Origin of the sequence: Brytella acorum, assembly GCF_029309905.1 — a bacterium.
Taxonomy (GTDB): Bacteria; Pseudomonadota; Alphaproteobacteria; order Acetobacterales; family Acetobacteraceae; genus Brytella; species Brytella acorum.
Genome location: NZ_JARBJP010000002.1, coordinates 653176 through 676945 on the forward strand (window position 1 = coordinate 653176; position 23770 = coordinate 676945).

The 23770-nt window shown below is 61.6% G+C and carries 26 protein-coding genes and 1 tRNA gene; 21 read left to right on the forward strand and 6 right to left on the reverse strand.

The window, feature by feature from the left end:
- Positions 1-39: 39 nt before the first annotated feature.
- Positions 40-1548, forward strand: a complete 1509-nt coding sequence (locus PWM43_RS06305; protein WP_289841694.1) for a YifB family Mg chelatase-like AAA ATPase — start codon at positions 40-42, stop codon at positions 1546-1548.
- A gap of 12 nt (positions 1549-1560) precedes the next feature.
- On the opposite strand, the gene metC is transcribed toward PWM43_RS06305, so the two are convergent.
- Both metC and PWM43_RS06315 read right to left on the reverse strand, forming a co-directional pair.
- Entirely contained in the window at positions 1561-2805 is a 1245-nt protein-coding gene (metC, locus tag PWM43_RS06310; protein ID WP_289841695.1) for a cystathionine beta-lyase, read from the reverse strand.
- Between the two features lie 22 nt (positions 2806-2827).
- Positions 2828-3673: a sulfurtransferase gene (locus PWM43_RS06315; RefSeq protein ID WP_289841696.1), complete on the reverse strand. Its 846-nt coding sequence runs from the start codon at positions 3671-3673 to the stop codon at positions 2828-2830.
- A gap of 142 nt (positions 3674-3815) precedes the next feature.
- On the opposite strand from PWM43_RS06315, the gene PWM43_RS06320 reads away from it, so the two are divergent.
- Together PWM43_RS06320 and PWM43_RS06325 are read left to right on the forward strand one after the other, a co-directional pair.
- The gene (locus tag PWM43_RS06320; RefSeq protein ID WP_289841697.1) at positions 3816-4919 is read left to right on the forward strand and encodes an AI-2E family transporter; all 1104 of its coding nucleotides are present in this window, start codon (positions 3816-3818) and stop codon (positions 4917-4919) included.
- Positions 4916-5635 (forward strand): endonuclease/exonuclease/phosphatase family protein, encoded by a 720-nt coding sequence (locus PWM43_RS06325; RefSeq protein ID WP_289841698.1) that lies wholly within the window; start codon positions 4916-4918, stop codon positions 5633-5635. Before PWM43_RS06320 ends, PWM43_RS06325 begins: the two co-directional genes overlap by 4 nt.
- On the opposite strand, the gene PWM43_RS06330 is transcribed toward PWM43_RS06325, so the two are convergent.
- Positions 5619-7037, reverse strand: a complete 1419-nt coding sequence (locus tag PWM43_RS06330) for a phospholipase D-like domain-containing protein (protein ID WP_289841699.1) — start codon at positions 7035-7037, stop codon at positions 5619-5621. The two genes, PWM43_RS06325 and PWM43_RS06330, sit on opposite strands and share 17 nt — an antisense overlap.
- A 115-nt stretch (positions 7038-7152) precedes the next feature.
- Between PWM43_RS06330 and PWM43_RS06335 the strand changes: the two genes are divergently transcribed.
- The 7 genes from PWM43_RS06335 to PWM43_RS06365 all read left to right on the forward strand — a co-directional run bounded on the left by PWM43_RS06335 (position 7153) and on the right by PWM43_RS06365 (position 12571).
- Positions 7153-7884 (forward strand): arginyltransferase, encoded by a 732-nt coding sequence (locus PWM43_RS06335; protein ID WP_289841700.1) that lies wholly within the window; start codon positions 7153-7155, stop codon positions 7882-7884.
- An 89-nt stretch (positions 7885-7973) separates the two neighbouring features.
- Positions 7974-9488 carry an L-piperidine-6-carboxylate dehydrogenase gene (gene amaB, locus PWM43_RS06340; RefSeq protein WP_289841701.1) on the forward strand — a complete coding sequence of 505 codons (1515 nt, stop codon included), beginning with the start codon at positions 7974-7976 and terminating at the stop codon, positions 9486-9488.
- 69 nt (positions 9489-9557) lie between these two features.
- Positions 9558-9911, forward strand: coding sequence for a hypothetical protein (locus PWM43_RS06345; protein WP_289841702.1), 354 nt, complete (start codon positions 9558-9560; stop codon positions 9909-9911).
- A 102-nt stretch (positions 9912-10013) separates the two neighbouring features.
- Complete coding sequence (gene queE, locus PWM43_RS06350) at positions 10014-10655, forward strand: 7-carboxy-7-deazaguanine synthase (protein ID WP_289841703.1); 642 nt, start codon at positions 10014-10016, stop codon at positions 10653-10655.
- Positions 10655-11359 (forward strand): 7-cyano-7-deazaguanine synthase QueC, encoded by a 705-nt coding sequence (gene queC, locus PWM43_RS06355; protein WP_289841704.1) that lies wholly within the window; start codon positions 10655-10657, stop codon positions 11357-11359. Before queE ends, queC begins: the two co-directional genes overlap by 1 nt.
- The gene (locus tag PWM43_RS06360) at positions 11346-11927 is read left to right on the forward strand and encodes a 6-pyruvoyl trahydropterin synthase family protein (protein WP_289841705.1); all 582 of its coding nucleotides are present in this window, start codon (positions 11346-11348) and stop codon (positions 11925-11927) included. The genes queC and PWM43_RS06360 overlap by 14 nt, the downstream gene beginning before the upstream one ends.
- Positions 11924-12571, forward strand: coding sequence for a class I SAM-dependent methyltransferase (locus tag PWM43_RS06365; RefSeq protein WP_289841706.1), 648 nt, complete (start codon positions 11924-11926; stop codon positions 12569-12571). The genes PWM43_RS06360 and PWM43_RS06365 overlap by 4 nt, the downstream gene beginning before the upstream one ends.
- 35 nt (positions 12572-12606) lie before the next feature.
- Here the strand turns inward: PWM43_RS06365 and PWM43_RS06370 are convergent, their stop codons facing one another.
- Positions 12607-13074: a hypothetical protein gene (locus tag PWM43_RS06370; protein WP_289841707.1), complete on the reverse strand. Its 468-nt coding sequence runs from the start codon at positions 13072-13074 to the stop codon at positions 12607-12609.
- A gap of 191 nt (positions 13075-13265) precedes the next feature.
- Here PWM43_RS06370 and gap point away from each other — a divergent pair, with 191 nt between their 5' ends.
- The 4 genes from gap to PWM43_RS06390 all read left to right on the forward strand — a co-directional run bounded on the left by gap (position 13266) and on the right by PWM43_RS06390 (position 17438).
- On the forward strand, positions 13266-14288 hold the full coding sequence (gene gap / locus PWM43_RS06375; protein ID WP_289841708.1) for a type I glyceraldehyde-3-phosphate dehydrogenase: 1023 nt from the start codon (positions 13266-13268) through the stop codon (positions 14286-14288).
- Positions 14289-14302: 14 nt separating this feature from the next.
- Positions 14303-15520, forward strand: a complete 1218-nt coding sequence (locus PWM43_RS06380; protein ID WP_289841709.1) for a phosphoglycerate kinase — start codon at positions 14303-14305, stop codon at positions 15518-15520.
- A gap of 182 nt (positions 15521-15702) precedes the next feature.
- Positions 15703-16179, forward strand: a complete 477-nt coding sequence (locus tag PWM43_RS06385) for a hypothetical protein (RefSeq protein ID WP_289841710.1) — start codon at positions 15703-15705, stop codon at positions 16177-16179.
- 179 nt (positions 16180-16358) lie between these two features.
- Complete coding sequence (locus tag PWM43_RS06390; protein ID WP_289841711.1) at positions 16359-17438, forward strand: aromatic ring-hydroxylating oxygenase subunit alpha; 1080 nt, start codon at positions 16359-16361, stop codon at positions 17436-17438.
- Here PWM43_RS06390 and ubiM read toward each other — a convergent pair.
- Both ubiM and PWM43_RS06400 read right to left on the reverse strand, forming a co-directional pair.
- A complete protein-coding gene (gene ubiM, locus PWM43_RS06395) occupies positions 17424-18626 on the reverse strand; it encodes a 5-demethoxyubiquinol-8 5-hydroxylase UbiM (protein ID WP_289841712.1) in 1203 nt (400 codons plus the stop codon). The genes PWM43_RS06390 and ubiM overlap by 15 nt on opposite strands.
- Positions 18623-19234 (reverse strand): nitroreductase family protein, encoded by a 612-nt coding sequence (locus PWM43_RS06400; RefSeq protein WP_289841713.1) that lies wholly within the window; start codon positions 19232-19234, stop codon positions 18623-18625. Before PWM43_RS06400 ends, ubiM begins: the two co-directional genes overlap by 4 nt.
- A gap of 118 nt (positions 19235-19352) precedes the next feature.
- Between PWM43_RS06400 and hisB the strand changes: the two genes are divergently transcribed.
- The 7 genes from hisB to PWM43_RS06435 all read left to right on the forward strand — a co-directional run bounded on the left by hisB (position 19353) and on the right by PWM43_RS06435 (position 23726).
- Entirely contained in the window at positions 19353-19949 is a 597-nt protein-coding gene (gene hisB, locus PWM43_RS06405) for an imidazoleglycerol-phosphate dehydratase HisB (RefSeq protein ID WP_289841714.1), read from the forward strand.
- On the forward strand, positions 19946-20614 hold the full coding sequence (gene hisH / locus PWM43_RS06410; protein WP_289841715.1) for an imidazole glycerol phosphate synthase subunit HisH: 669 nt from the start codon (positions 19946-19948) through the stop codon (positions 20612-20614). The genes hisB and hisH overlap by 4 nt, the downstream gene beginning before the upstream one ends.
- Positions 20611-21939, forward strand: coding sequence for a 1-(5-phosphoribosyl)-5-[(5-phosphoribosylamino)methylideneamino]imidazole-4-carboxamide isomerase (hisA, locus tag PWM43_RS06415; RefSeq protein WP_289841716.1), 1329 nt, complete (start codon positions 20611-20613; stop codon positions 21937-21939). Before hisH ends, hisA begins: the two co-directional genes overlap by 4 nt.
- The gene (gene hisF, locus PWM43_RS06420) at positions 21939-22700 is read left to right on the forward strand and encodes an imidazole glycerol phosphate synthase subunit HisF (protein ID WP_289841717.1); all 762 of its coding nucleotides are present in this window, start codon (positions 21939-21941) and stop codon (positions 22698-22700) included. The genes hisA and hisF overlap by 1 nt, the downstream gene beginning before the upstream one ends.
- A gap of 156 nt (positions 22701-22856) precedes the next feature.
- Positions 22857-23219: a phosphoribosyl-ATP diphosphatase gene (locus PWM43_RS06425; protein WP_289841762.1), complete on the forward strand. Its 363-nt coding sequence runs from the start codon at positions 22857-22859 to the stop codon at positions 23217-23219.
- A 15-nt stretch (positions 23220-23234) separates the two neighbouring features.
- The gene (locus PWM43_RS06430; protein ID WP_289841718.1) at positions 23235-23600 is read left to right on the forward strand and encodes a histidine triad nucleotide-binding protein; all 366 of its coding nucleotides are present in this window, start codon (positions 23235-23237) and stop codon (positions 23598-23600) included.
- A gap of 50 nt (positions 23601-23650) precedes the next feature.
- Positions 23651-23726, forward strand: a tRNA-Glu gene (locus tag PWM43_RS06435).
- Positions 23727-23770: the final 44 nt, after the last annotated feature.

The following is a 23770-nucleotide window of genomic DNA, read 5'->3' on the forward strand; positions in this document are numbered from 1 at the left end:
TTAACCGATTATAAAGGATGATTGCGGCAATTTCGACGTATGTCGCATCCATCCACCTTCAGCCCAGGCCCTGCCGTCGCTCGCATACGCAGTTTCGCGTTCATCGGGATTGACGCCATTCCCGTCACCGTCGAAGTCCAGATCACGAGCGGACTTCCGGCCTTCCTGATCGTGGGGCTGGCTGACAAGGCCGTGGGCGAGTCCCGCGAACGCGTACGCGCCGCCCTGGCGGCCATAGGCCTCGCGCTTCCGCCGAAGCGCATTCTGGTCAATCTCACGCCAGCCGACCTGCCGAAGGAAGGCGCTCATCTCGACCTTCCCATCGCCATCGCGCTTCTCGTCGCGATGGGTGTCATTCCTCATGAAACGGCCTATGCCTACGCGGCGCTCGGCGAGTTGTCCCTGGACGGTCAGGTCAACAGGGTCACGGGCGTTCTGGCCGCCGCACTCGGCGCGGTCGAAAGCGAACTGGGCCTGATCTGTCCTGCCAGCCAGTCGCGTGAAGCACGATGGGCGAATACCAGCCTCGATATTCTTGCGCCGCAGGACCTGATGGCGCTCATCAGTCATTTCCGCGGTGAACAGATACTCTGTGCGGTCCCCGACAATGCGCCGCCAGACAGGCCGCAACTGCCGGACATGGCCGATATCCGCGGCATGATACGCGGGCGGCGCGCCCTCGAGATCGCCGCGGCGGGGGCTCATTCGCTTCTGCTATGCGGCGCGCCAGGGGCGGGAAAATCAATGCTCGCGTCGCGCCTGCCCTCCATATTGCCGGATCTGACTTCTGCCCAGGTGCTTGAGACGACCCGTATCCACAGCGTCAGCGGGCATCTGGAAACGACAGGACTTGTGATCCGGCCTCCGTTTCGCGAACCACATCATTCCGCGAGCCTGCCCGCTCTCGTCGGTGGAGGAAGCCAGGCGCGACCCGGAGAAGTGAGTCTGGCGCATAATGGCGTTCTGTTTCTCGACGAACTGCCGGAATTTTCTCGCCAGTGCATCGAATCCCTGCGTCAGCCCATCGAAACGGGGAGCATCACGATCGCCCGCGCCACACGGCATATCACCTATCCGGCCCGCTTCCAGCTTGTCGCGGCGATGAACCCATGCCGGTGCGGCTATCTCGGCGACGCCGAGCGGAGTTGCCGGAAAGCACCGCGATGCGGAGAGGATTACACCGCAAAGATTTCGGGACCGATGCTGGATCGCATCGATATCCGGCTCGATGTCCAGCCGGTCTCGCCGATCGACATCAGCCGCGGACCTGCGGGGGAACCGAGCGACGTCATTCGTGCGCGCGTTACTGCAGCGCGAGACCGCCAGATCAGGAGGCAGAACAGCCCGAACGCCCAGGCGGACACGAGGCAGTTCGCTCTGTCCCAAGGGGCGCGGGATCTTGCCGAACAGGCCAGTGAGCGCCTGAAGCTTTCAGGGCGCGGCATGACGAGACTGATGCGCGTCGCCATGACGATCGCGGACCTCGAAGGCGTCGATGAGATCGCGCGCCCGCACATGGCCGAAGCCCTGGGTTTACGGCAAAAATAAGTCCGATAACGTTCAGCCCGCCGACGACGCACGCAGAACTTCGAAGCCGCCTTCGAGATCAGCGATCAGATCATCCACATTTTCCAGTCCGATATGTATCCGGAACGTGGCCCCTTTGGGAATTCCGCCGGGAATGTTTCTCCGGATTCCGCCAGTGGTGGGCAGCACGAGACTTTCATAGCCACCCCACGAAGCGCCGAGACCGAACAGGCCGAGCGCATCGATCATGTCCTCCATCGCCGAGACCGGAAAATCCTCGCGCAGTTCGACACCGAACAAGCCGCAGGCGCCGGTGAAATCCCGCAGCCAGAACGGATGGCCGGGGCATTCCTCGAAGGCGGGATGAAGGACCCGCGCGACTTCCGGGCGTCCCCGCAGCCATTCCGCGACGCGCAGGGCGGAGAGCGACTGGCGCTCAAGTCTCACGGCCATGGTACGCAGACCACGCAATGTCAGCCAGCAATCGTCGGGTCCGGCCACCTGTCCGAGCTGGATGGCCGCATCGCGGAGAATGCGCCAGTCCTCGTTTTCGGCAACGGTCACAGCGCCGATGATCACATCGGAGTGGCCGCCCGGATATTTGGTCAAAGCCTGGATCGAAATATCCACGCCATGCTCGAACGGCTGGAAAACACCGATGCCCCAGGTATTGTCGAGCATCAGGCGCGCCCCATGCGCATGGGCGACGCGCGCCAGCATCGGGATATCCTGCACTTCGAACGTATGGCTTCCGGGACTCTCGGCAAATACCACGCGCGTCGTATCGCGCACCAGGGCGCGTAGCCCGGCTTCATCGATCGTCGGGGCATAATAGGTCGTCTCGACGCCCATCCGCGCCAGCATGGTGCTGGCGAAACGTCGGGTGGGCGAATACACGGAGTCCGGAAGAAGGAGATGATCGCCAGCACTCAGGAATGCGAGCAGCGGCATCGTGCAGGCCGCGAGACCCGAAGAGACGACCTGACAATGCACGCCTCCCTCGATGGCGGCCACGAGCTGCTCCAGATCATGCTGGATCGGGGTGCCCATCGCGCCATATACCAGTTCATGGTCATGGCTGCGGGTTCCGGTTTCACGCATGGCCGCCAGATCAGGAAACAGAACGGTTGAGCCTCGCGTCACCGGCGGATTTACGAAGGCTCCCCGCCGAGGCACGTCTTCCGCTCTCCCTCCCTGCACGAGAAGCGAAGCCAGACGCCGCCACCCCTGCGACACTCTGTAGGCGGAAGAGTTCGGGTCCGGTTGTTCCATTGGCATGTCCTTCACTTTTCCATCCACCTCAGGCTTCATGTGTCGCGATGGGAAGAGAGTCATCCCGTCCCCACTCAGCCCAGGATCCGTCGTAAAGACGCCCCATCGGCAGTCCGGCCACCGCCAGCGCGACCGTCAACGTCGCCGCGGTCATACCGGAGCCGCAGGTCGTGATCACGTCCCTTCCCGCGATCCCGAGCGTTTCAAATGCTGTCCGCAGCGTTTCGGGAGCAAGAAATGAGCCGGTTTCATCGAGTACCCGCGCATAGGGCAGACTGATCGAGCCCGGGATATGACCGCCTCGAACGCCGGGACGCGGTTCAGCGAGCGTCGCATGGAACCGGCCGCTGGACCGGGCGTCCAGAATGGCCGAATTTTTCGTTCCCAGGGACGCCAGAACATCCCCCGAACCTGCCACGCGATCATAACGTGGATAGGGACGATAAGAGGCCTGTGCCCCTGGATGCGACACCCGAAGCGGCCCCTCTTCCAGCACACATCCGCGCGCCGTCCATGCTCTAAGACCCCCATCCAGGATCGCGGCGTGCTCATGACCGAAAGTTTTCGCCATCCACCACGCGCGACAGGCTCCGACGCTTCCCTTTTGATCGTAGAAGACGATCCTGTCATGGGTGCCTATGCCCAGCGTTTCCATGCCGCGCGCGAATGAAGCGGATGTTGGCAACATATGTGGAAGGTCCGCCTGGGGATCGGAAAACCGTTCGACGTCGAACCGCCGCGCGGCGGGTATGCGACGTTGGGAAAAATCCGCTGCCGGATCGCCTTTCTGCCCGGGCAGAACGACGCTGGCATCGAGAAAAATAACACCGTCCCTCTCGATTTTCGCGAATTCGTCGGCCCTGAACAATGACATAATCGGCATCCGGTTGGCCCTTGCGTGAACGAAAACGTGGACGCACGATAGCAGTCTCTTTGCACGTTCCGGTCAATCCCGAACGGAGCGCCAGAGGAACATACGGTCCACATGTGACGGACATTGCGGAAGACAGAGGCGGTTGACCACAGAACGCATCATACTCGGCCTGCTTCTCGTGGGCGTCGCCTATGGATGCGGGGTCATTCTCTGGCCGTTTCTCTCCGCCATTCTATGGGCAGGCATCCTGACCTTCACGACCTGGCCACTTTACACCCGCCTTCGCCGCCATGTGAGCCCGACGATCGCCGCCGCAATCATGATGGGGGGGAGCGCGGTCGCGATCGTGCTGCCCATCGCCTATCTCAGTTCGACGGGCATATCGGACATACCGGGGCTGATCGGATCTATCGAAGCGGAACTCGCCAACATCTCGACCGACGGACGGGCGCCTTCATGGCTCGCGCATATTCCGCATTTCGGCCCGGAGCTCCAGAAAACCTATGCGGAATGGACTCACGACATTCATGCCATGGGGGACTCGCTCCAGCCTTATGCCGGGCAGATCGCACATTACGTGCTCTCGGGGCTCGTCCTTCTGGCCGGAGGGATCGCGGAACTGCTGATGGCGCTGTTCGTCGCGCTGTTTTTCTGGATCAATGGCGATACGCTGGGCCTTGTCATAACCGGAGCCCTGACGCGGATCTGCGGCGATTACGCCGACCGGCTGATCCTGATCATCGGCAGGACGATCCGCGGCACCGTCTACGGCGTTATCGGCACGGCCATCGTGCAGGGCGTTCTGACATCTATCGGACTGTTTCTCAGCGGCGTGCCCGAATCCGTCCTGTTCGGCGGACTGGCGGCGTTTCTGGCGGTCTTTCCCATCGGCGCGCCCCTTGTCTGGATACCAGCGGCCCTGTGGCTCGTTTCCACCCATCACGTCGCATCGGGCATTTTCCTTGCCGCCTACGGCGTTCTGATCATTTCGGGCGCCGATCACCTTCTGCGCCCGGCGCTGATTTCACGGGGCGCACAGCAACCCTATCTTCTCGCGGTCCTCGGCGTTCTCGGCGGCGTCGTCACCCTTGGGGGCCTGGGCATCTTTCTGGGGCCGGTGCTGCTCGGCGTCGGTTATACGCTCACCGTGGAGTTCGCGCGCGGTCGGCCGCCGGAAACGCTCGGCTCCCCGACAACGACGAACGAGACAATGGATATCCGGCCGGAGATCACGGACTCTCTATGACACATATCGTTCTGAACACGCCGGATCGACCGGGCGCGCACAATCCGCATGGACATGTACCGCTACCCGGACAGTCCTTCAGGATCATAAGCTGGAACCTGCTCCGGCGCACCGGCGCGTCCTTGGATGACGTCGTGGCTGTCGCGACGCGCTACCGTCCGGACATTTTTCTGATGCAGGAAGCGACGGACGAGATCGATCGCCTGCCCGACGTCTTGCCGGGGTATTATGCGCGGCTTCCCCTTCCCGGACGCATTCATGGAACCGCCTGCTGGAGCCGTTTCCCGTTTGCGCGGCCCCCCGTCTCCTGTCTGCTCCCTTCCGGCCTTATCGTACGCCGGACTGCCCTGATGGTCGATTTCGGCAGCTTCTCGGTGGCCAACGTCCATCTGTCCCACGGCCAGATCCTGAATCGTCGGCAGTTGCGCCGGATCGCGGCGATGCTGCGCCCGCGAGCGCTCGTCATGGGGGATTTCAACCTTGTCGGACCGACGATGGTTCCCGGCTTTCACGATGTCGGCCCTCGTGAAGCCACTCATCGCATGGCCGATTTCCTGCCCATCCGCCTGGACCGCTGTCTCGTACGCGGCATGCATCCCGCCGATACCGAGGTCCTGCCGAACCTCAGCTCGGATCACCACCCGATCCTGGTGGACCTGCGTCTTGGGAAGGTTCAGGGGCCGTCATGGCGTGAGAGATTTATAAATAGGGCATGAGAAGCCGGACGCTGGCATTTCTCAATTTCACGATCTTAGGCAATTTTTCCAGATCGGCGCGCCCGACCCGCCGCCCCTTCAGGCCATCGACGAACTCTGCCAGGCTGTCGGCCAGTTCGCGGCTGTAAATGCCCATATTGATCTCGAAGTTCAGGCGCAAACTGCGGGCATCGACGTTTGCACTTCCGACGAAGCACCACTGGCGATCCACGACCATCAGCTTCGCATGATTGAAAGGCGGCGCCGCCAGCCAGATCCGGCATCCCGCGTCACAAAAAGGCATGAGCGTCGCGTCGCGCGCATAGTCGATCAGGCGATGGTTGCTGCGGCTCGGCACGATGATGTCCACCGTGACGCCCCGTAGGGCGGCGAGGCACAGAACGGTCAGCAGGCGTTCATCCGGCAGAAAATAGGGCGTCACGATGCGAACGCTTTCACGCGCCAGCGTGATGCCCTGCAGCATCGCGTATTCGATTTTCTCGAAATCATTGTCCGGCCCCGAGGGTACCGCGCGCAGCAGTGTTGATCCGACTGGCGCACAATGCTTTGGAAAGAACACTTCGCTTTCCAGTTCTTCTCCGCAGGCGAAGAACCAGTCTCGGGCAAAAATCTCTGTCAACTGGGCGACAATCGGTCCCTCGAGTTGAAAATGCATATCGGCGACCGGATGTCTTGGTCTGGATCGCAGTCGGTTCTCGGCTCCGATATTCAGTCCCCCCATGAAGCCAATCCGTCCGTCCACCGCCAGGATCTTGCGGTGATTGCGCAGATTGATGAACGGCATGCGCCAGGGCCAGAAGGAATGCATGAAGCGCCGACAGACAATGCCACGCTGCCTGAGTGCGCGCTGGATACCGCAGTGGAAATACCCGCTCCCCACGCCATCGACGAGAACACGGACGGCGACTCCTCTTGCGCGAGCTTCATCGAGCGCCTCGACGAAGGCCATGCCCACTTCGTCGCGCCTGAAGATATAAGAACACAGCACGACGGATCGCCGCGCCTCCGCAATGGCGCAGAGCATGGCTGGATAGGCGTTGTCACCATCCTGCAGACAGGTGACGGCATTGCCCGATACGAGCGGATATTCCGTCAGGGCGTCGAGCATCCGCGAAAGACGCCGGAATTCCCCTTCGGCTTCGGTGCCCGTATCACGTTGCGCCGTCCGAAGATCCCGGCGATGGCGACGTGCGACCCGACGGGCGCGCCGCCGCACCCGGTTGACTCCAAACATAAGATAAAGCGCGCCGCCGCAGAGCGGCATGAGCCAGACGACCCCGATCCAGCCGATGGCTGCGGCGGTATCGCGCTTCGTGCGAAGAACGTGCAGGGTGACGGCCAATGCCACCAGACCGCGGAAAATCGCGAGACAGAACTCGAATGGCTGGAAAGCAGGCATCATGCGAGACGAGCTTATCGTAACTCTCGCGAGAGGCCAGCCGGAGACATGCAAAACATTCTTGCGGTACGCCAACCATTAAGGGCTAAAATGACAGGACGGAAGGAGAGCAGAGCGCATGACCGTTTCAACGTCTCCCCGTCTGTTCTACACGACCTCTCCCATGCCCTGTCCCTATCTTCCGGGGAGGCAGGAGCGGAAGGTCATGACCGAACTGACCGGGCCGGACGCCGTGGCGTTGCACGATCGCCTCTCCCAGGCGGGGTTTCGACGCAGCCACGCGATTGCCTATGCGCCCGTCTGCGCCGGGTGCCGGGCCTGCGTGCCCATCCGTATTCCCGTCCGACAGTTCGTTCCCGATCGGACGCAGCGTCGTCTGTTACGACGACAGGCCGGAATCACGATCATGGAAGTGCCACCGCAGGCGACGGCGGAGCAGTACGAACTTTTCCGGCGCTATCAGGCAAGCCGCCATGAGAGCGGCGACATGGCACAGATGAGCGCGAGCGATTATCGGGCGATGGTGGAAGACAGTCCGGTCGCAACCTCACTGCTTGAATATCGTGATGCGGGCGGCACGCTCGTATGTGTTTCGCTCGTGGACGAGCTGAGCGACGGCCTCTCCGCCGTCTATACGTTTTTTGAAACCGCGGATCCGCGCGCATCTTTCGGTACGTTCTCGATCCTGACGCTGATCGAAGAAACCAGACGCCGTAATCTCGCGCATCTCTATCTTGGTTACTGGGTGCGGGGGAGCGACAAGATGGCCTACAAGTCCCGCTTCCGGCCAGCTGAAATCATGCGCGGAGGACATTGGATGCCTCTTTCCATGACGGCGGGACAAAGCTGAAGCGCCGTCGCGCTTTCTTGTCGCTCCCACTGGCGCTTCCCTCGGGGGGGCACTAGAAATGGCGCTTTAGACGGTCGGAAGGGCAGATCATGGCGACGTTACGCGACACCGCACGGCAGACACTCGAACAACTCGGCGTCGCGGCCTCGATGCTCGATGGCGGCGGCCTCGCCGTCCGCTCTCCCGTCAACGGCGAAACGATCGCCCATGTCGCGGAAACGCCGGCGTCTGGCGCGAGTGCGGCTGTGGCGGTGGCCCATCAGGCGGCCTCAGCCTGGCGGAACGTTCCGGCTCCTCATCGAGGCGAACTCGTGCGTCTGCTGGGAGATGAACTTCGGGCCGCGAAGGACGCGTTGGGTCGGCTGGTGTCGATCGAGGCTGGCAAGTCTCCCTCCGAAGGTCTGGGGGAAGTCCAGGAGATGATCGATATCTGCGATTTCGCGGTCGGCCTCTCCCGTCAGCTCTATGGCAAAACGATTGCGACCGAGCGCGCGGAACATCGCATGATGGAAACGTGGCATCCCCTTGGTGTGGTCGGGATCATTTCGGCTTTCAATTTTCCCGTCGCCGTCTGGGCGTGGAACGCGGCGCTCGCCCTGGTGTGCGGCAACGCGATCGTCTGGAAACCGTCGGAAAAAACGCCTCTCACGGCCATGGCTTCGCACGCTGTCCTGGAGCGCGCGCTGGAACGCTTTGCGAGTGCGCCGAAAGGACTCTCCCAACTCCTGATCGGCGGTCGCGAGATCGGTGAAGCCATGGTGGACGATCCCAGAGTCGCCGCTGTTTCCGCCACGGGCTCCACAGCCATGGGTCGTGTTGTCGGCCAGCGTCTCGCCGCCCGTTTTGCCCGATCCATTCTCGAGCTTGGCGGCAATAACGCCGCCATCGTCACGCCCTCCGCCGATCTGGATCTGGCGTTGCGTGGCGTGGCCTTCGCGGCAATGGGAACGGCGGGACAGCGTTGCACGACGCTGCGTCGTCTTTTCGTCCACCGATCGATCCACGACAGTTTCGTGACACGCCTGAAGGCAGCCTATGATTCCGTCACGGTGGGTAACCCCCTGGACGGCCATCTCGTCGGGCCGCTGATCGATTCAGACTCTTATCACCGGATGCGCTCGGCTCTCGATTCGGCGGCCACGTGCGGTGGCAGGGTGCATGGCGGCACACGGGTCGTCGTCGAGGGCTGCGAGGGCGGCTACTATGTCCGTCCGGCACTGGTCGAAATGACATCGCAGATCGGCCCTGTGCGCGAAGAAACCTTCGCACCGATTCTGTATGTGATGGCCTACGATAATTTTGCCGACGCGATCGCTCTTCAGAATGATGTGCCTCAGGGTCTCTCGTCATCCGTCTTCACGAACGACATGCGTGAAGCCGAACTGTTCGTTTCCGCCTCGGGGTCGGATTGCGGGATCGCCAACGTGAATATCGGCACTTCCGGCGCGGAAATCGGCGGCGCTTTCGGCGGTGAGAAAGAAACGGGTGGCGGCCGTGAGTCCGGTTCGGATGCCTGGCAGGGTTATATGCGCCGCGCCACGAACACCATCAATTATGGCCGTAACCTGCCCCTCGCACAGGGCGTGACATTCGATGTCGGTTGAAGACTGAAAAAAACTTCATGGAAGGTCGCACGTTTGAGACCCGTCATTATTCTCAATAGGTGACCTTCCATGACTACAGTTTTCTCCCGCCCCTCTTCCACACGTCGCGCGCGCTATGCCCTTCTGGCATTACCTCTCGTTTTCGCCGCCTGCGGGAAGATCGGCGCGCCCACGAATGCCGATATTCAGCATGTGGTGCACAGCTACATGATGGCCGCCAATCAGCGGGCTTCGGACCGTTCACTGGGCCTGTTCGACGGCCCTTATGATCCGGCCCATGTGAAAATCACCAATTCCGACTGCACGGCGCGCGACAACGGCGTCTACCATTGCACCGTCACGTCCATGACCAACACGGGCAATCATACGGCCGATCTGAACCTCAAAAAGGTGAACGGCGACTGGACGATCGTCGAAAACTGACGGTCTTCCGTCAGACGTCTCACCGGCGGCGTCCACCTTCATGCGCTGGTGAGACCCAGAAAATGCTTGCATCGGGACGCATCCTCGTTGACATGCGGGATCATGTCGTATGCCATCAAGGAGATGTTCGCGACCCTTCAGGGTGAAGGGGCGCAAACGGGCCGTGCTTCGGTTTTCTGCCGTTTCGCGGGGTGCAATCTATGGTCCGGGCGCGAGCAGGACCGCGTCGATGCCGCCTGCACGTTCTGCGACACGGACTTCGTCGGCACGGACGGAGAAGGTGGCGGCCGCTTTCAGACCGCCGCAACATTGGCCCATGCAATCGAGCGCGTATGGCAGGCCCATGCGGGGCAGTCCGGTCCGCGCTATGTGGTCTTCACCGGCGGCGAGCCTCTTCTGCAGATGGACGCGGCACTGATTGACGCCGTTCATTCCTATGGCTTTGAAATCGCCGTGGAGACAAACGGCACCATCGCCGCACCGCAGGGAATCGACTGGATCTGCGTGAGTCCCAAGGGCGGACAGGCCCTTGCGCAGACGCATGGCAATGAACTGAAGCTGGTATTTCCCCAGGCCACACACCCTCCGGAAAACTTCTCCGGCCTCTCGTTTTCCCATTTCTGGTTGCAGCCCATGGACGGCCCCGAGCGCGCGGAAAATACGCAGGCTGCGGTAGCGTACTGTCTCGCCCATCCGCGCTGGCGGCTCTCCCTGCAGACCCATAAGCTGATCGGAATTCCCTGATGGCTCTCTCGGACAAGAACGCTCTCGTGTTGTTTTCTGGTGGCCAGGACTCCGCGACATGCCTCGCCTGGGCTCTGGAGCGGTTCGAGCATGTCGAGACGCTGGGTTTCGACTATGGGCAGCGGCATGCGGTGGAACTGGAATGCCGCGAGACGCTGCGCGCCGATATCGTCGCGAAGTGCCCCCAATGGCGCGACAGGCTTGGACCCGATCACACCCTGGCCCTACCGGTTCTTGGAGCGATCTCCGAGACGGCCCTGACGCGCGAGGCTGCCATCGAGTTGAGCGAAAGCGGCCTGCCCTCGACGTTCGTGCCGGGCCGGAACCTGATTTTTCTGAGCTTCGCCGCGGCTCTGGGCGTGCGACGCGACGCGCGTCACATCGTTACAGGCGTCTGTGAAACGGACTATTCCGGCTATCCGGACTGTCGCGACGATACCATCAAGGCGCTTCAGGTCGCGCTCAATCTCGGCATGGAGCAACGCTTCGTGCTGCATACGCCATTGATGTGGCTGGACAAGGCCCAGACATGGGCTCTGGCGGACGGTCTCGGCGGGAAACCTCTCGTGGAGACCATCCGGCAGGAAAGCCATAGCTGCTATCTCGGAGATCGTACGCATCACCACCCCTGGGGCTATGGATGCGGGACATGTCCCGCCTGCGAACTCAGGGCCAAAGGATGGGCTGCTTATGTCGGGCGCTGAACTGATTTTCACACGACGATTTTCAATGGGCCATCGGTTGATCGACGGGGCATCGGAAACCTGCGCCCTTCCCCATGGTCACAACGAATACGTGACGGTCACGCTATATCCGACGCGCGACCGGGCGCTGGATGGCCGGGGCAATATGGTCGTGCCGTTTCGACAGGCCAAGGATCGCTGGCATGCGTTCGTCGATACACGGCTCGATCATGGTCTTCAGCTTTCGGAGACCGACCCCCTGCTGAACTGGTTTCGTCTCAACGAGCCCGAGCGCGCGGCGCGGATCGTCGTCACGCCGGGCGATCCCACCACAGAACTGATGGCCGCTCTCCTGATGGCGAAGATCACGGCGATCCTGCGCTCCGAAGGCGATCTTCTGCGGTGCAGGAGCATCGAACTCAAGGAAACTCCGACCAACACCGTCCGGCTGACTGGAGAAGCCATGGATTTCCTACCCGTCGTCAAGCGCACGGCGGCCGCATGCTGGTGGCACCGCCCGGACTTCAGTATTGCGGATGTCCCGGCCCCGTCCGACTCTTCCACGCCGGTCGCGATGGCCCCTCGATGACGGATGATCTTAAGGGTTTTCACCCTCGTGCGTTCGCACGCGCCAATAACGAGCCGGATGCGATCTACTTCGCCAAGCGAGGACAGGACACGCTCATGGATGTCGGCGCGCGCACGGCCGTCTCCGCGCTCTATCAGACGACGCTCCCCGCGATGGGTGACGTGCTTGATCTTATGTGCGGTTCCCTGAGTCATATTCCGCCCGAAGCGAACCATGATCGCGTCGTGGGCCTGGATGTCAGTCGCAGCGCGCTGGACGCCAACGCGTCCCTGACCGAGCGTGTGGTTCAGGATCTCAATACCGATACGGTCCTGCCTTTCGAAGACGAAACGATGGATGCGGTCTGCCTGTGTGATGGACTGGCTTACCTGACACAGCCTGTTTCGGTTCTGCGGGAAGTCTGGCGCGTACTGAAACCGGGCGCGCCGCTCATCATCACGTTTTCAGACAATTTTCACGTCGCCAAGGCGGTCGCCCTCTGGCAGGCTCTGGAGTCGGAGGATCGTTCGCGTTTCATCAGTCTCCTGCTCGGTCGCGCGGGCTTCATGGAGATCGATACGGGCGAAGTCGTACCGCCGGAGGACCTGACCGCGTGGCACGATACCGTTCACGCACTGATTGCCCGCAAAACCGCCAACGCCTGACGTTGGGCACTCAGATGTGCCCTGACACGCATGCCCTACCGGACGTCGACCCGGATGTGTGGCTTCGCACCGTCTTCAACCCGCGCATCCATTTCGATCTGCCCTCCCGACGCGCCCGCATCAACCATTGCCTGCGCAACCGCCCGCTCGTCGCCCTGCACCAGAGCCGCCAGAGCATCGGCTTGAGCAGGCGGAGAACCGTCGCGAGGCACGATGGCTGTCAGAACAAAAAGAATGTTCGGTTTGCGCTGAAGCGCGAGGCGCGTCACCTTCTCGACATCCGGCTGCCAGACGCTTTCGGGCGTTCCAGCCATGATCTGAACGAATGGCGGCTTTGCAGGCGGCGCAGGGGGCGGCAGCGGCACGTGAACCTTCGGCGGTCGACCCGCTGACGGATCGAAGGTGCGCTGGTCCAGCGGCGCACAGGCATTGAGAGCCAGAGCGGCCGCGATGGCGCCCGTGCTCACGGAAAAACGAAAAACAGATCGGTACAGACGTGCCATAATGGCGCGACCGTCGCAGGAACCGCGTCATACGGCAAGAGAGCCGTGGGCGATATTCGTGCGAAGATCTGGCGAAAAGTGGTCGCTACACGAGCCCCCTCTCGTCAGTACATCACACGGTGCTATGGATGATATCCCGTAAGGCGAACATCCCGGTGTTTCGGGTGCGCGCCGTCAATGGAGAATGAACAGTGGCAGTTAAGATCGCTATCAACGGCTTCGGGCGCATCGGTCGCCTCGTGTTGCGCGGCATCATCGAAAGTGGCCGGACGGACGTCGTGCCGGTCGCCATCAACGATCTCGGCTCGCCGGAAGCCAGTGCTCACCTTCTTGCCTATGACAGCGTCCATGGACCGCTGAAAGCGGACATCCGTGTCGAGGGCGATCTGCTGTTCATTTCCGCCAACGGCCGCGCCTATGATCCGATCCGTATTTCCGCCGAGCGCGACCCGACCAAAGTGCCGTTCGAGGGCGTTGACGTGGCGATGGAATGCACGGGTCTCTTCACGTCCAAAGAGAAGGCCGAGGCGCTTATCAAGGCGGGCGCACGCAAGGTTCTGGTATCGGCTCCCGCTTCGGACGTCGATGCGACGATCGTATACGGCGTGAACAACGCCATGCTGACGCCCGACATGACGGTGATCTCGAACGCGTCCTGCACGACGAACTGTCTCGCCCCCGTCGCCAAGGTCCTGGATGACAAGTTCGGCATCAAGTGCGGCTATATGCTGACGATCCATTCCTTCACGGGCGATCAGCGTACCGTCGACACCCACCATAAAGATCCCCGTCGCGCGCGCGCCGCGTCGCTGAACATGATTCCGACTTCGACCGGCGCCGCCAAAGCCATCGGTCTCGTGCTGCCGCACCTCAAGGGACGCCTGGACGGCACATCTATCCGCGTACCGACGCCGAATGTTTCGGTCGTCTCTCTGGATTTCATCCCTGAGCGGCCCGTGGAATCCGTCGAAGCCATCAACGAAGCGATGAAGGCCGCGGCGTCGGAGGGGCCCCTCAAGGGTGTTCTGGCCTATAACACGGCGCCCCTCGTGAGCAGCGACTTCAACCACAACCCGGCGTCTTCCACCTTCGATGCGACGCAGACCGCTCTCATCAACGGTGGCGAGATGGTCCGCGTCTGTACGTGGTACGATAACGAATGGGGCTTCTCGAACCGCATGTCCGACACGGCGGCTCTTTTCGGAAGTCTGTAAGCGGAGTTTTGACGATGCCTGCTTTCCGCACGCTCGATGATCTGTCCCCCCTGGGCAAGCGCGTTCTCCTGCGCGCCGACCTGAACGTCCCGGTTCGTGATGGCGCGATCACCGATACCACACGTATCGACCGCGTCATTCCCACCATCTGCGAGCTTGCCGGCAAAGGGGCGCGGGTCATCGTGCTGAGTCATTTCGACCGTCCGAAAGGACGGGTCGTGCCGAGCATGTCCCTCGCCCCCGTCGCCGAGATGCTCGAGGCCAAGGTGCAGCATCCTGTACGGTTCGTGCATGATTGCATCGGCCCGGAGGCAGAGCAGGCCGTCGCTTCGATGAAGGACGGTGACGTCCTCGTCCTCGAGAACACGCGTTTCCATGGTGGTGAAGAGGCCAACGACGCCGAATTTACAAAGATGCTTGCCGGACTGGGCGACTTCTATGTGAACGACGCGTTTTCAGCGGCTCACCGCGCTCACGCTTCGACCGAAGGGCTGGCCCGTTTTCTGCCGTCTTTCGCCGGACGTCTGATGGAAGCCGAACTCAACGCGCTTTCGGCCGCGCTTGAAAAGCCCGATCGTCCGGTGGGCGCGATCGTCGGAGGCGCCAAAATTTCGACCAAGCTCGACCTGATCGGCAATATCCTCGGCAAGGTGGATACGCTCTTCATCGTCGGCGCGATGGCGAACACCTTTCTGGCGGCCGAAGGCATCGCAGTCGGCAAGTCGCTTCAGGAAGCCGATATGCATGAGACGGCGCGGCGCATTGTCGTCGAAGCGCGCGAAAAGGGTTGCGAGATCGTTCTTCCGGTGGATGCCGTTGTCGCGCGCGAATTCAAGGCTGGCGCGCCGTCGGAAGTCTGCCTGATCGGCGAGGTTCCGGCGGATACCATGATCCTCGATGCCGGTCCGAGGACCGTCGAGCTGATCATCGAAAGACTCGGGCAGCTTCGCACGCTCGTCTGGAATGGCCCGCTCGGCGCGTTCGAGATCGAGCCGTTCGATACGGCGACAGTCGAAGTGGCGCGTGGCGCGGCAGCACTGACAGAACAGGGTAAGCTGAAGACCATTGCCGGTGGTGGCGACACCGTCTCGGCCCTGCGACATGCGGGCGTCGCCGACAAGATGAGCTATGTCTCGACAGCCGGAGGCGCCTTCCTGGAGTGGCTCGAAGGGAAGCTGCTGCCGGGGATCTCGGTTCTCACGGACGCAGCGCAGCACGCGGCACCTCTCTAGGGTGTGGCGACAGGCGAGAAAGTTCCTTTCCGGAATGTATCTCGCTTTTCACGTTTTGCTACGCCGCGATACAAAAAGACTTTATATGTTGCGGCGAGCAAATCGGCCTGTCTAACTGGTGGCAGGGTCTGGGAACCGGTGCGGTCTTCGTTCCGGTCGGTACCCGACGCAGGAACCCTGCCATGCTTCGACGGGCCCTTATGTGCGCCATGACTGTCGCTACAATAGTAGGCGGTGCTGTATCAAGTGTTCCGGCGCAGGCGCAGGCGACCGACCATGCGAATACGGTTGCGGTGCATTTCGGGGGTAAGGCCCATCCGTCATCATCGGCTTTTTCCACTATAGTCGCGGACGGTTCATCGAACCTGAAAACGGATACCGCCGGGATCACGTCTCTATCCACGGATCTTGTGGCGCATTCGGATGCACGCGCCGTTGCCGCAAGCGGGCCGACTTACACGGATGCGCCGGTTCCCGATGAAGACGTGACAGAGCCGCTGGTTATCTCAGACCCGAGCACGCATGTCCGTCCGGATTTCTTTCATCGTGATTCCCACCAGATCAATGCGGCTCAGGACGAGAGCACAAGCGTGAACGAACATCGGCGCGGACATGGAAGTGCCGCAGCGGGCCTCGCCCTGGCTGTTCCTCTTTACTGAGGGTTCTGGTTCGCCGAGACCCATGACACCACGCGCTTTTTCCCATGCCCGTTAGATGACGCCTTCGTAACTGGCGGAAATGTTCGTTCGGCTGTTTTTTTCAGGAATGACGAACCGGTCCGGGATACAAGGACCGTGATACTGGAACAGAGAGCGAGTATACGCACGTGGACGCAGGCTTGGACACCACCGCTACGACCCTTCCTTCGATCGATCTCCGCCGCGTCGATATCAACCCGGATTTCTGGTACCCCATAGCGTGGTCCAAAGACCTCAGGCGGGGCAAGACGATCGGCCGCCGCTTCGGCAGGCATCCCGTTGCTCTCGTCAGGCCGCAGGATGGGACTGTTTTCGCGCTCGAAGATCGATGCGCCCACCGCCAGGTCCCGCTCAGCAAAGGAGTCGTCGAAGGCGAAGCCGTCAAATGCTGCTATCATGGCTGGGCGTACGGGCGTTCCGGCCGCTGCATCGACGTGCCTTATCTTGGCAAGGGCAAGCTGCCCAATGGTGTTAAGACCTACCCCTGCCGCGAAGCCGGGGGCCTCATCTTCATATTTCCCGGCGATGCCGAAAAAGCCGATGCGATTCCCCTGCCCCCGCTGGCCCAGGTCGATAACCCAGCCTTCAAGACGCGTCATTTTAGCCCCGCGGTCGGGTGTCACTACACGTTCATGCATGAGAACCTGATGGATATGAACCATCAGTTCCTGCACCGTCGCCAGATGGGGCAGATCCGTGCGCGATTCCTGGGTCAGGACGAAGGCGAGAATTTCGTCGAGGCGCGCTACAGCTTCGCGCGCAGCGGAAACCAGCAGCCGCTTGCCGAACGCCTGATCTTCGGCAAGCACGTCGACGATCCGAACCGGGTGCAACCCATCGAGGAGGTTGTCACGATCCGCACGACCTATCCTTATCAGTCACTGAAAATCCACGATAAGGACGGCGATCTCATCATGGAGCTGTTCGCCGCTTATGTCCCGTCCAACGCGGATGGATCAAGCTGTCAGACATTCGGCCTGCTTTCCGTGCTTCGACCCAAGACGCCACTGCTGATCGACATCATCTGGCCGGCTCTGGGGGTCTTCACCAACCGTATCTTCCTCGAAGACAAGGCTGTCGTCGAGATGGAGCAGCAGGCGTGGCGCGAACTGGGCGGCGACCACAACGTCGAGGTTTTCCCCATCGTAAACAAGCTTCGCCGTCTTCTGGCGCGTCATGGCGTGCCGCACGAGGACGCGCCGCGATCACACCGCGCCTGAACGGTCCATCAGCAGGCCGGTGACGAACTGGTGAAACGGCGTCAGGCGCTGGGCAACACCCAGTCCCGCGCGCCGCAACGCCAGAAGCGGCGCGACATCGCGGGTATAAACCGTCGCGATCCCGTTCGTGGCCGCGAAAAGAGGCGCCGTCGCGAGACGATGGCGACGTTCGAAGCCGCGCAGGGCCGCGGGGTCCCCGGCGTCGCCGTTGCCGTTATCGATCATGCGGGCGAGCGTCTCCTGTCCCTTCAGGCCAAGATTGAATCCATGCGCGGTAATCGGGTGCATGCCGACGGCGGCATCCCCGAGAAGCGCGAACCGTTCCGCCTGAAAACGATGCGCGTAAACAGCCTTCAGCGGATAGACGCAACGGGCGCTTTCCACCGTCATGGGCCCGACACGTCCTTGCGTCCGCTCTGTTATATCGGCGTTGAAGGCGTCCTCGTCCATGGCCTGTAGACGTGCGATCTCCTCGGGAGGGAGCGTCAGGACCAGGGACGAGCGATCGCCGGGGCATCCATCGGGAGCCACCGGCAGGAGGGCGATCGTCTGCCCCTCATCGAACCACTGAAGGGCGGTGGCGTCATGCGCGATCGGATGGCGCATACGGCAGACCAGAATACTGCGCCTGAAGTCGTGAACGATCGCGCCGATGCCCTTCATGGCCCGCAACCGCGAGAAGCGTCCGTCCGCCGCCACCAGAAGATCACTTTCGAGCACCGCTCCGCTTTCCAGAGTGACCTTTGCGCGCTGGCGATTCGTGTGAAGCGTCGAGATCCCCTGCCCCGAGAGCAGCTGAATTCTCGGCTGTTGCCGGACGGCCTCATACAAGGCCCGGCGGATCAGGTGGTTGGCGACGAGATGCCCGAGCGCGTCCGGCCCGTTTTCGGGCGCGTGGAACAGCAGTCCTCCGGCTTTCATGCCGTCACGACCGGTTTCAATTCTGGCTGTGCGCAGGGGCGAAATCGCTGTCGCGGGAATATGGTCCCAGGCGCCAAAGCTCCTGAGCCAGTTCGACGCATGGTGCGTCAGCGCGATTTCGCGCCCGTCGAAGGCCGGACGCGCAAGCGCCGATGGCGGCATGCGCTCCACGATGCTGACCGAGCGACCATCGGCGGCGAAGGACAGTGCCGCAGCGAGTCCGACGGGGCCTCCTCCCGCAACGATGATTTCGGACGAACGTGTCATTTGTCGGCCCCGAAACTGACGGGCTCACCCTTCCATATGGCCATGTAATCCTCCACGTCCGGGCGATGCGTCTGCGAAGGGCCTTTTTCCGGTGTTCCGACGAAGAGGAACCCGGCGATCCGGTGGGGGGAGGCGAACCCGAGTGCAGCGAGAAATTGCGGGTCGTCGCTATATTCGCCCGTGACCCACATCGCCCCGAAACCCTCCGCGTGAAGTGCGTTCAGCACGTTCATTGCGGCGGCGCCCACAGCCAGCTCCTGCTCGGCGACCGGTATCTTTCCATCGGGCTGGATATGCATCCCCAGAGCGATGGTCATGGGCATTTCCGAGAAACGCTGAAAGCGCTTTTCGATCTTTTTCTGGGGCACGTCAGGCGTCGTGCGCCGCATGGCCGCCACCACGAGTTCGGCGAATTCCTGACGGCGTTTGCCTTTGATCACCACATATCGCCACGGCCTGAGCTTGCCATGATCAGGCGCCCGCAACGCGGCGGACAGAATGACGGCGAGCTGCGCCTTCTCAGGTGCAGGTTCAATGAGATGGTCAGTCGAAGCTCGCGAAAGCAGGAAATCCAGTTCACGCGTATGCTTTGTGTCAGAGTCGCCCATGATAACCTCCAGGTCGGAGCCGATTTATATCATAGCCGTCCCGCACGGTGCACCCTAACGACCGTCACACCCGCTTAGAGAGTATCGCGAAACGCCCTCATGCATTATGGAATGAGGCATGAGCACGCCCCGTATCGCCCGGCAGCACCGGGTCACGAGTGAAACCGACGTCATGCTGACGCTCTGCCTGGACGGCAACGGCTCGGCGGAAATCGACAGTGGCATCGGGTTTTTCGACCATATGCTGACAGCCCTGACCAAACACGGCAGTTTCGATCTCGAACTGCGTTGCGTGGGCGATCTGCACATTGACGGTCACCATACCGTCGAGGATATCGGCATCGCGCTGGGCAAGGCGTTTGCGCTGGCCCTTGGCGACAAACGCGGGATCACCCGTTTCGGCCATGCGCTGGTGCCGCTGGATGAAGCATTATGTGAAGCTGTGGTTGACGTTTCGGGCCGCCCTTATCTCGCTTGGAACGTTGAATTTCCGCGCGAAAAGATCGGCGAGATGGATACCGAGCTGTTCGAGGAGTTCTACCGGGCATTCGCCATGGCATCGTCACTGACGGTGCACATGACATGCAAGGCTGGCCGCAACGCCCATCACATCGCCGAAAGCGGCTTCAAGGCCTTCGCGCGTGCCTTGCGCATGGCGGTATCGGCCGATCCCCGGGCAGGCAACATGATACCTTCGACGAAAGGCGTCCTGTGAGTCTCACGCCCACCCACTCCCGCAACAGGCCCGTCGTCGTCATCGATTACAATGGCGGAAATCTGGCGTCGGCTGCCCAGACCGCACGTCGCGCCGTGGCGGATCTCGGGCTTGAGCAGGACGTCGTCATCAGCGCGGACCCCGAGGTGGTTCGCGCCGCAGACCGTATCATTCTCCCCGGACAGGGCGCTTTCGCTCACTGCGCCGAGGGGCTGGGGTCCGGTCTTCGTCTTGCGCTGGAAGAGGCGACATCCGCGGGAACGCCTTTTCTCGGCATTTGTGTCGGCATGCAGTTGATGGCGCATTGGGGTTTGGAACACGGTCGGACAGCGGGGCTTGGGTGGATAAAAGGTGAAATCGCCCCCATGGAGGAGGCCGCGGCGCAAGGGCTGCGTCTGCCGCATATGGGGTGGAACGAGCTTGATTTCGTTCCCGGCGCACATCCTCTTACCGAGGGTCTCAAACCCGGCTGCCACGGCTATTTTGTTCATTCCTATGCCCTGCGCGCCGGAGATCCGGCCGATCTCGTGGCAAGCGCCGTCTATGGTGGAAATGTTCCGGCCATCGTCGCGCGGCGCAATCGCTGTGGAACGCAGTTCCATGTCGAGAAAAGCCAGCGCGTCGGTCTGCGCATCATGGCGAACTTCCTTCGCTGGCAGCCATGAATATCACCGCCAATCGCGTCACCAGACTGTCCGAAGATGATCTCGGCGCCCTGTGCGAGGCCGCGACGGCGGCGATCCTGGGCGGTGGAGGTTTCGGGTGGCTGGAACCGCCGCCGCGCAATGTGCTGGAGCGCTACTTCCAGGGGCTTCTCCTCGTTCCGGAAGCGAGTCTGTTCATCGTGCGTGAAAGTGGCGTCATCCAGGGCGCGGCCGTCCTGACGCGCCCTTCCCGGCATAACGAAGTTCAGGCCATGAGTGCGCATATTTCGGGCTTTCACGTTGCGCCCTACATGCGCGGACGGGGGCTCGGACATGCGCTGCTGGCAGATGTCGTGGATTACGCGCGCGGTACCGGATGCCGCGTTCTGAATTGCGATATTCGCGAGACGCAGAGCCAGGCCATTGCGTTGTTTCGTACCTTCGGCTTCGAGGAATGGGGAACGCATCCCTATTATGCGCGGGTGCATGGTGAGACGGTTCGAGGGCTTTATCTCGTGAAGCTTCTCGATGCTGATGGCGCCCTGAACCGCGAGACTCATGCAACGACAGGAAAGGATACGGCCTCCGTGACCCAGCTTCGACGCGATGGGCTCATGCTCTATCCGGCCATCGATCTCAAAGGGGGCGCGTGCGTGCGCCTGCGTCGTGGCGATATGGAAGACGCGACGCATTACTCGGACGATCCGGCGGCGCAGGCGCGCAGCTTCGTGGATGCGGGATGCCGCCATCTGCATGTCGTGGACCTGGATGGCGCCTTTGCCGGGCAATCCGCCAATATCGATGCGGTCAAGGCGATCGTGAAAGCCTCGAGCGTTCCGGTTCAGCTCGGCGGCGGGATTCGGGATATCGCGGCGATCGAGCGGTGGCTGGATGCCGGCGTCGCGCGGGTCATTCTTGGTTCCGTCGCGGTCAAGAATCCGGATCTTGTCCGTCAGGCCTCGCGCGCGTTTCCGGGCAGGATCGTTGCGGGCATCGATGCCCGTGATGGCAGGGTCGCCACTGAAGGATGGGCGGAAATCTCGGATATCACCGCGATCGATCTGGCGTGCCGGATGGAAGATGCCGGTGTAGCGGCCATCATCTTCACGGAAATCTCGCGTGACGGCATGCTGGAAGGGCTGGATCTCGAACAGACGTCGGCGCTCGCCGATGCCGTTTCTCTTCCGGTGATTGCAAGTGGCGGCGTGGGAAGCGTGACGCATCTTCAGGCATTGCGTTCGGTCGCGCGACGCTCGCCCGGCATAAGGGGGGTTATCGTCGGACGAGCGCTTTATGACGGGCGCGTGTCCGTGCAGGAAGCGCTCGCCGCGCTGGAAGTGGCCTGATGTTGAAACTGCGTGTCATTCCCTGCCTGGACGTCAAGGACGGTCGCGTCGTCAAGGGAGTCAACTTCGTCTCGTTGCGCGATGCCGGTGACCCGGTCGAGCAGGCCGCGCTCTATGACGCCGCTGGCGCGGACGAACTGACCTTCCTTGATATTACCGCCAGCGTGGAAAACCGCGACACCATTCTGGATGTCGTTCGACGTACCGCCGAAAGGGTATTTCTTCCCTTGACGGTTGGTGGGGGCGTTCGCAGCCCCGAAGACATGCGTCGCCTGCTTCTTGCCGGTGCGGATAAATGCGCGATCAACTCCGCCGCCGTCACGAACCCTGACCTTGTCAATCAGTCCGCCGACCGCTTTGGCAGCCAGTGCATCGTGGTCGCCATAGATGCGCGTTCGGACGGCCGTGGAGGCTGGGAGGTCTATACCAAAGGCGGTCGCAAGCCGACCGGCCTCGATGTGATCTCATGGGCCCGGCAGGTTCAGGAACGCGGCGCTGGTGAAATCCTGCTCACCAGTATGGATCGGGATGGGACCGGTGACGGCTTCGATCTTGCTCTGCTGAAAGAGGTTTGCTCTCACGTCCAGATCCCGGTGGTCGCATCCGGCGGTGTCGGCACGATCGATCATTTCGTGGAAGGCGCACGCGCGGGCGCAACGGGCCTTCTGGCAGCCAGCGTCTTTCATTTTGGAACCTTCCGCATCGATGTCGTCAAACGAACCCTGGCAGACGCCGGTTTGCCCGTGCGGGTTGGGGACTGATATTCCAGCTTTGACGTTCAGGGCGACTTCATCGACACTGATTTGTTCATACGCCCCAGCAGGAGATTGACGTTGGCCAAAGCCGCCCCCAAGCATGTCGCGCCCAAAGTTGAAAAGCCGAAGCTTCGCAAGCCAAAGACCGTCAAGAAACTCGCCATCAAGAAGTCGCCCACCGATGCTTTATTGATTGACGCCCATGTGCTGGATCGCCTTTTCAGCACAGTCGTGGCGCGTCGGACCGCGGACCCGGCTCACAGTCATTCCGCCCGGTTGCTTTCCAGAGGCACGCGCAAGGTCGCGCAAAAATTTGGGGAAGAGGCCGTCGAATGTTTGATCGAGGCGGTTGCGGGTAATAAGCGGGAACTCGTCGGAGAAAGCGCGGACGTTCTCTACCATCTTATCGTGATGTGGGTTGACGCTGGCCTTCAACCCATGGAGATCTGGCAGGAGCTTCAACGTCGTGAGGGTGTCAGCGGCGTCGCAGAAAAAGCGTCTCGTCCAGCAACTTCCGGCATTTGATTGTAAGGACGGGCTATGAGCGCTTACGACAAGAGCAACGTTTTCGCGCGCATCCTTCGTGGCGAAATTCCGGCAAAGATCATCTACGAAGATGATTATGCCCTCGCGTTCCCAGATATTGCACCACAAGCGCCGGTGCATGTCCTGATCATTCCCAAAGGCCCCTATACCTCCTTTGACGACTTTAGTACCAGTGCCACGGACGCAGAGATCATCGGCTTCAACCGGGCCATTGTCGCTGTCGCGCGCAAGCTGGGTGTCCATGAGTCCGGCTACCGTGTCCTCAGCAATGTAGGTGTTCACTCGGGTCAGGAAGTGCCGCACTACCATGTCCATCTTTGCGGCGGCGCGCCTTTGGGACCTCTTTTATCGAAATCGTAAAAAATCCTCTTGTCAGCGAAAGAACGTTCCCGTATCAACCCCCTCGCCTCGTCCCATTCGTCTAGAGGCCTAGGACGCCGCCCTCTCACGGCGGCAACAGGGGTTCGAATCCCCTATGGGACGCCAGTCGCTCTAAGTGACTGATATTATTTCCATAAAATCTTGGGTTC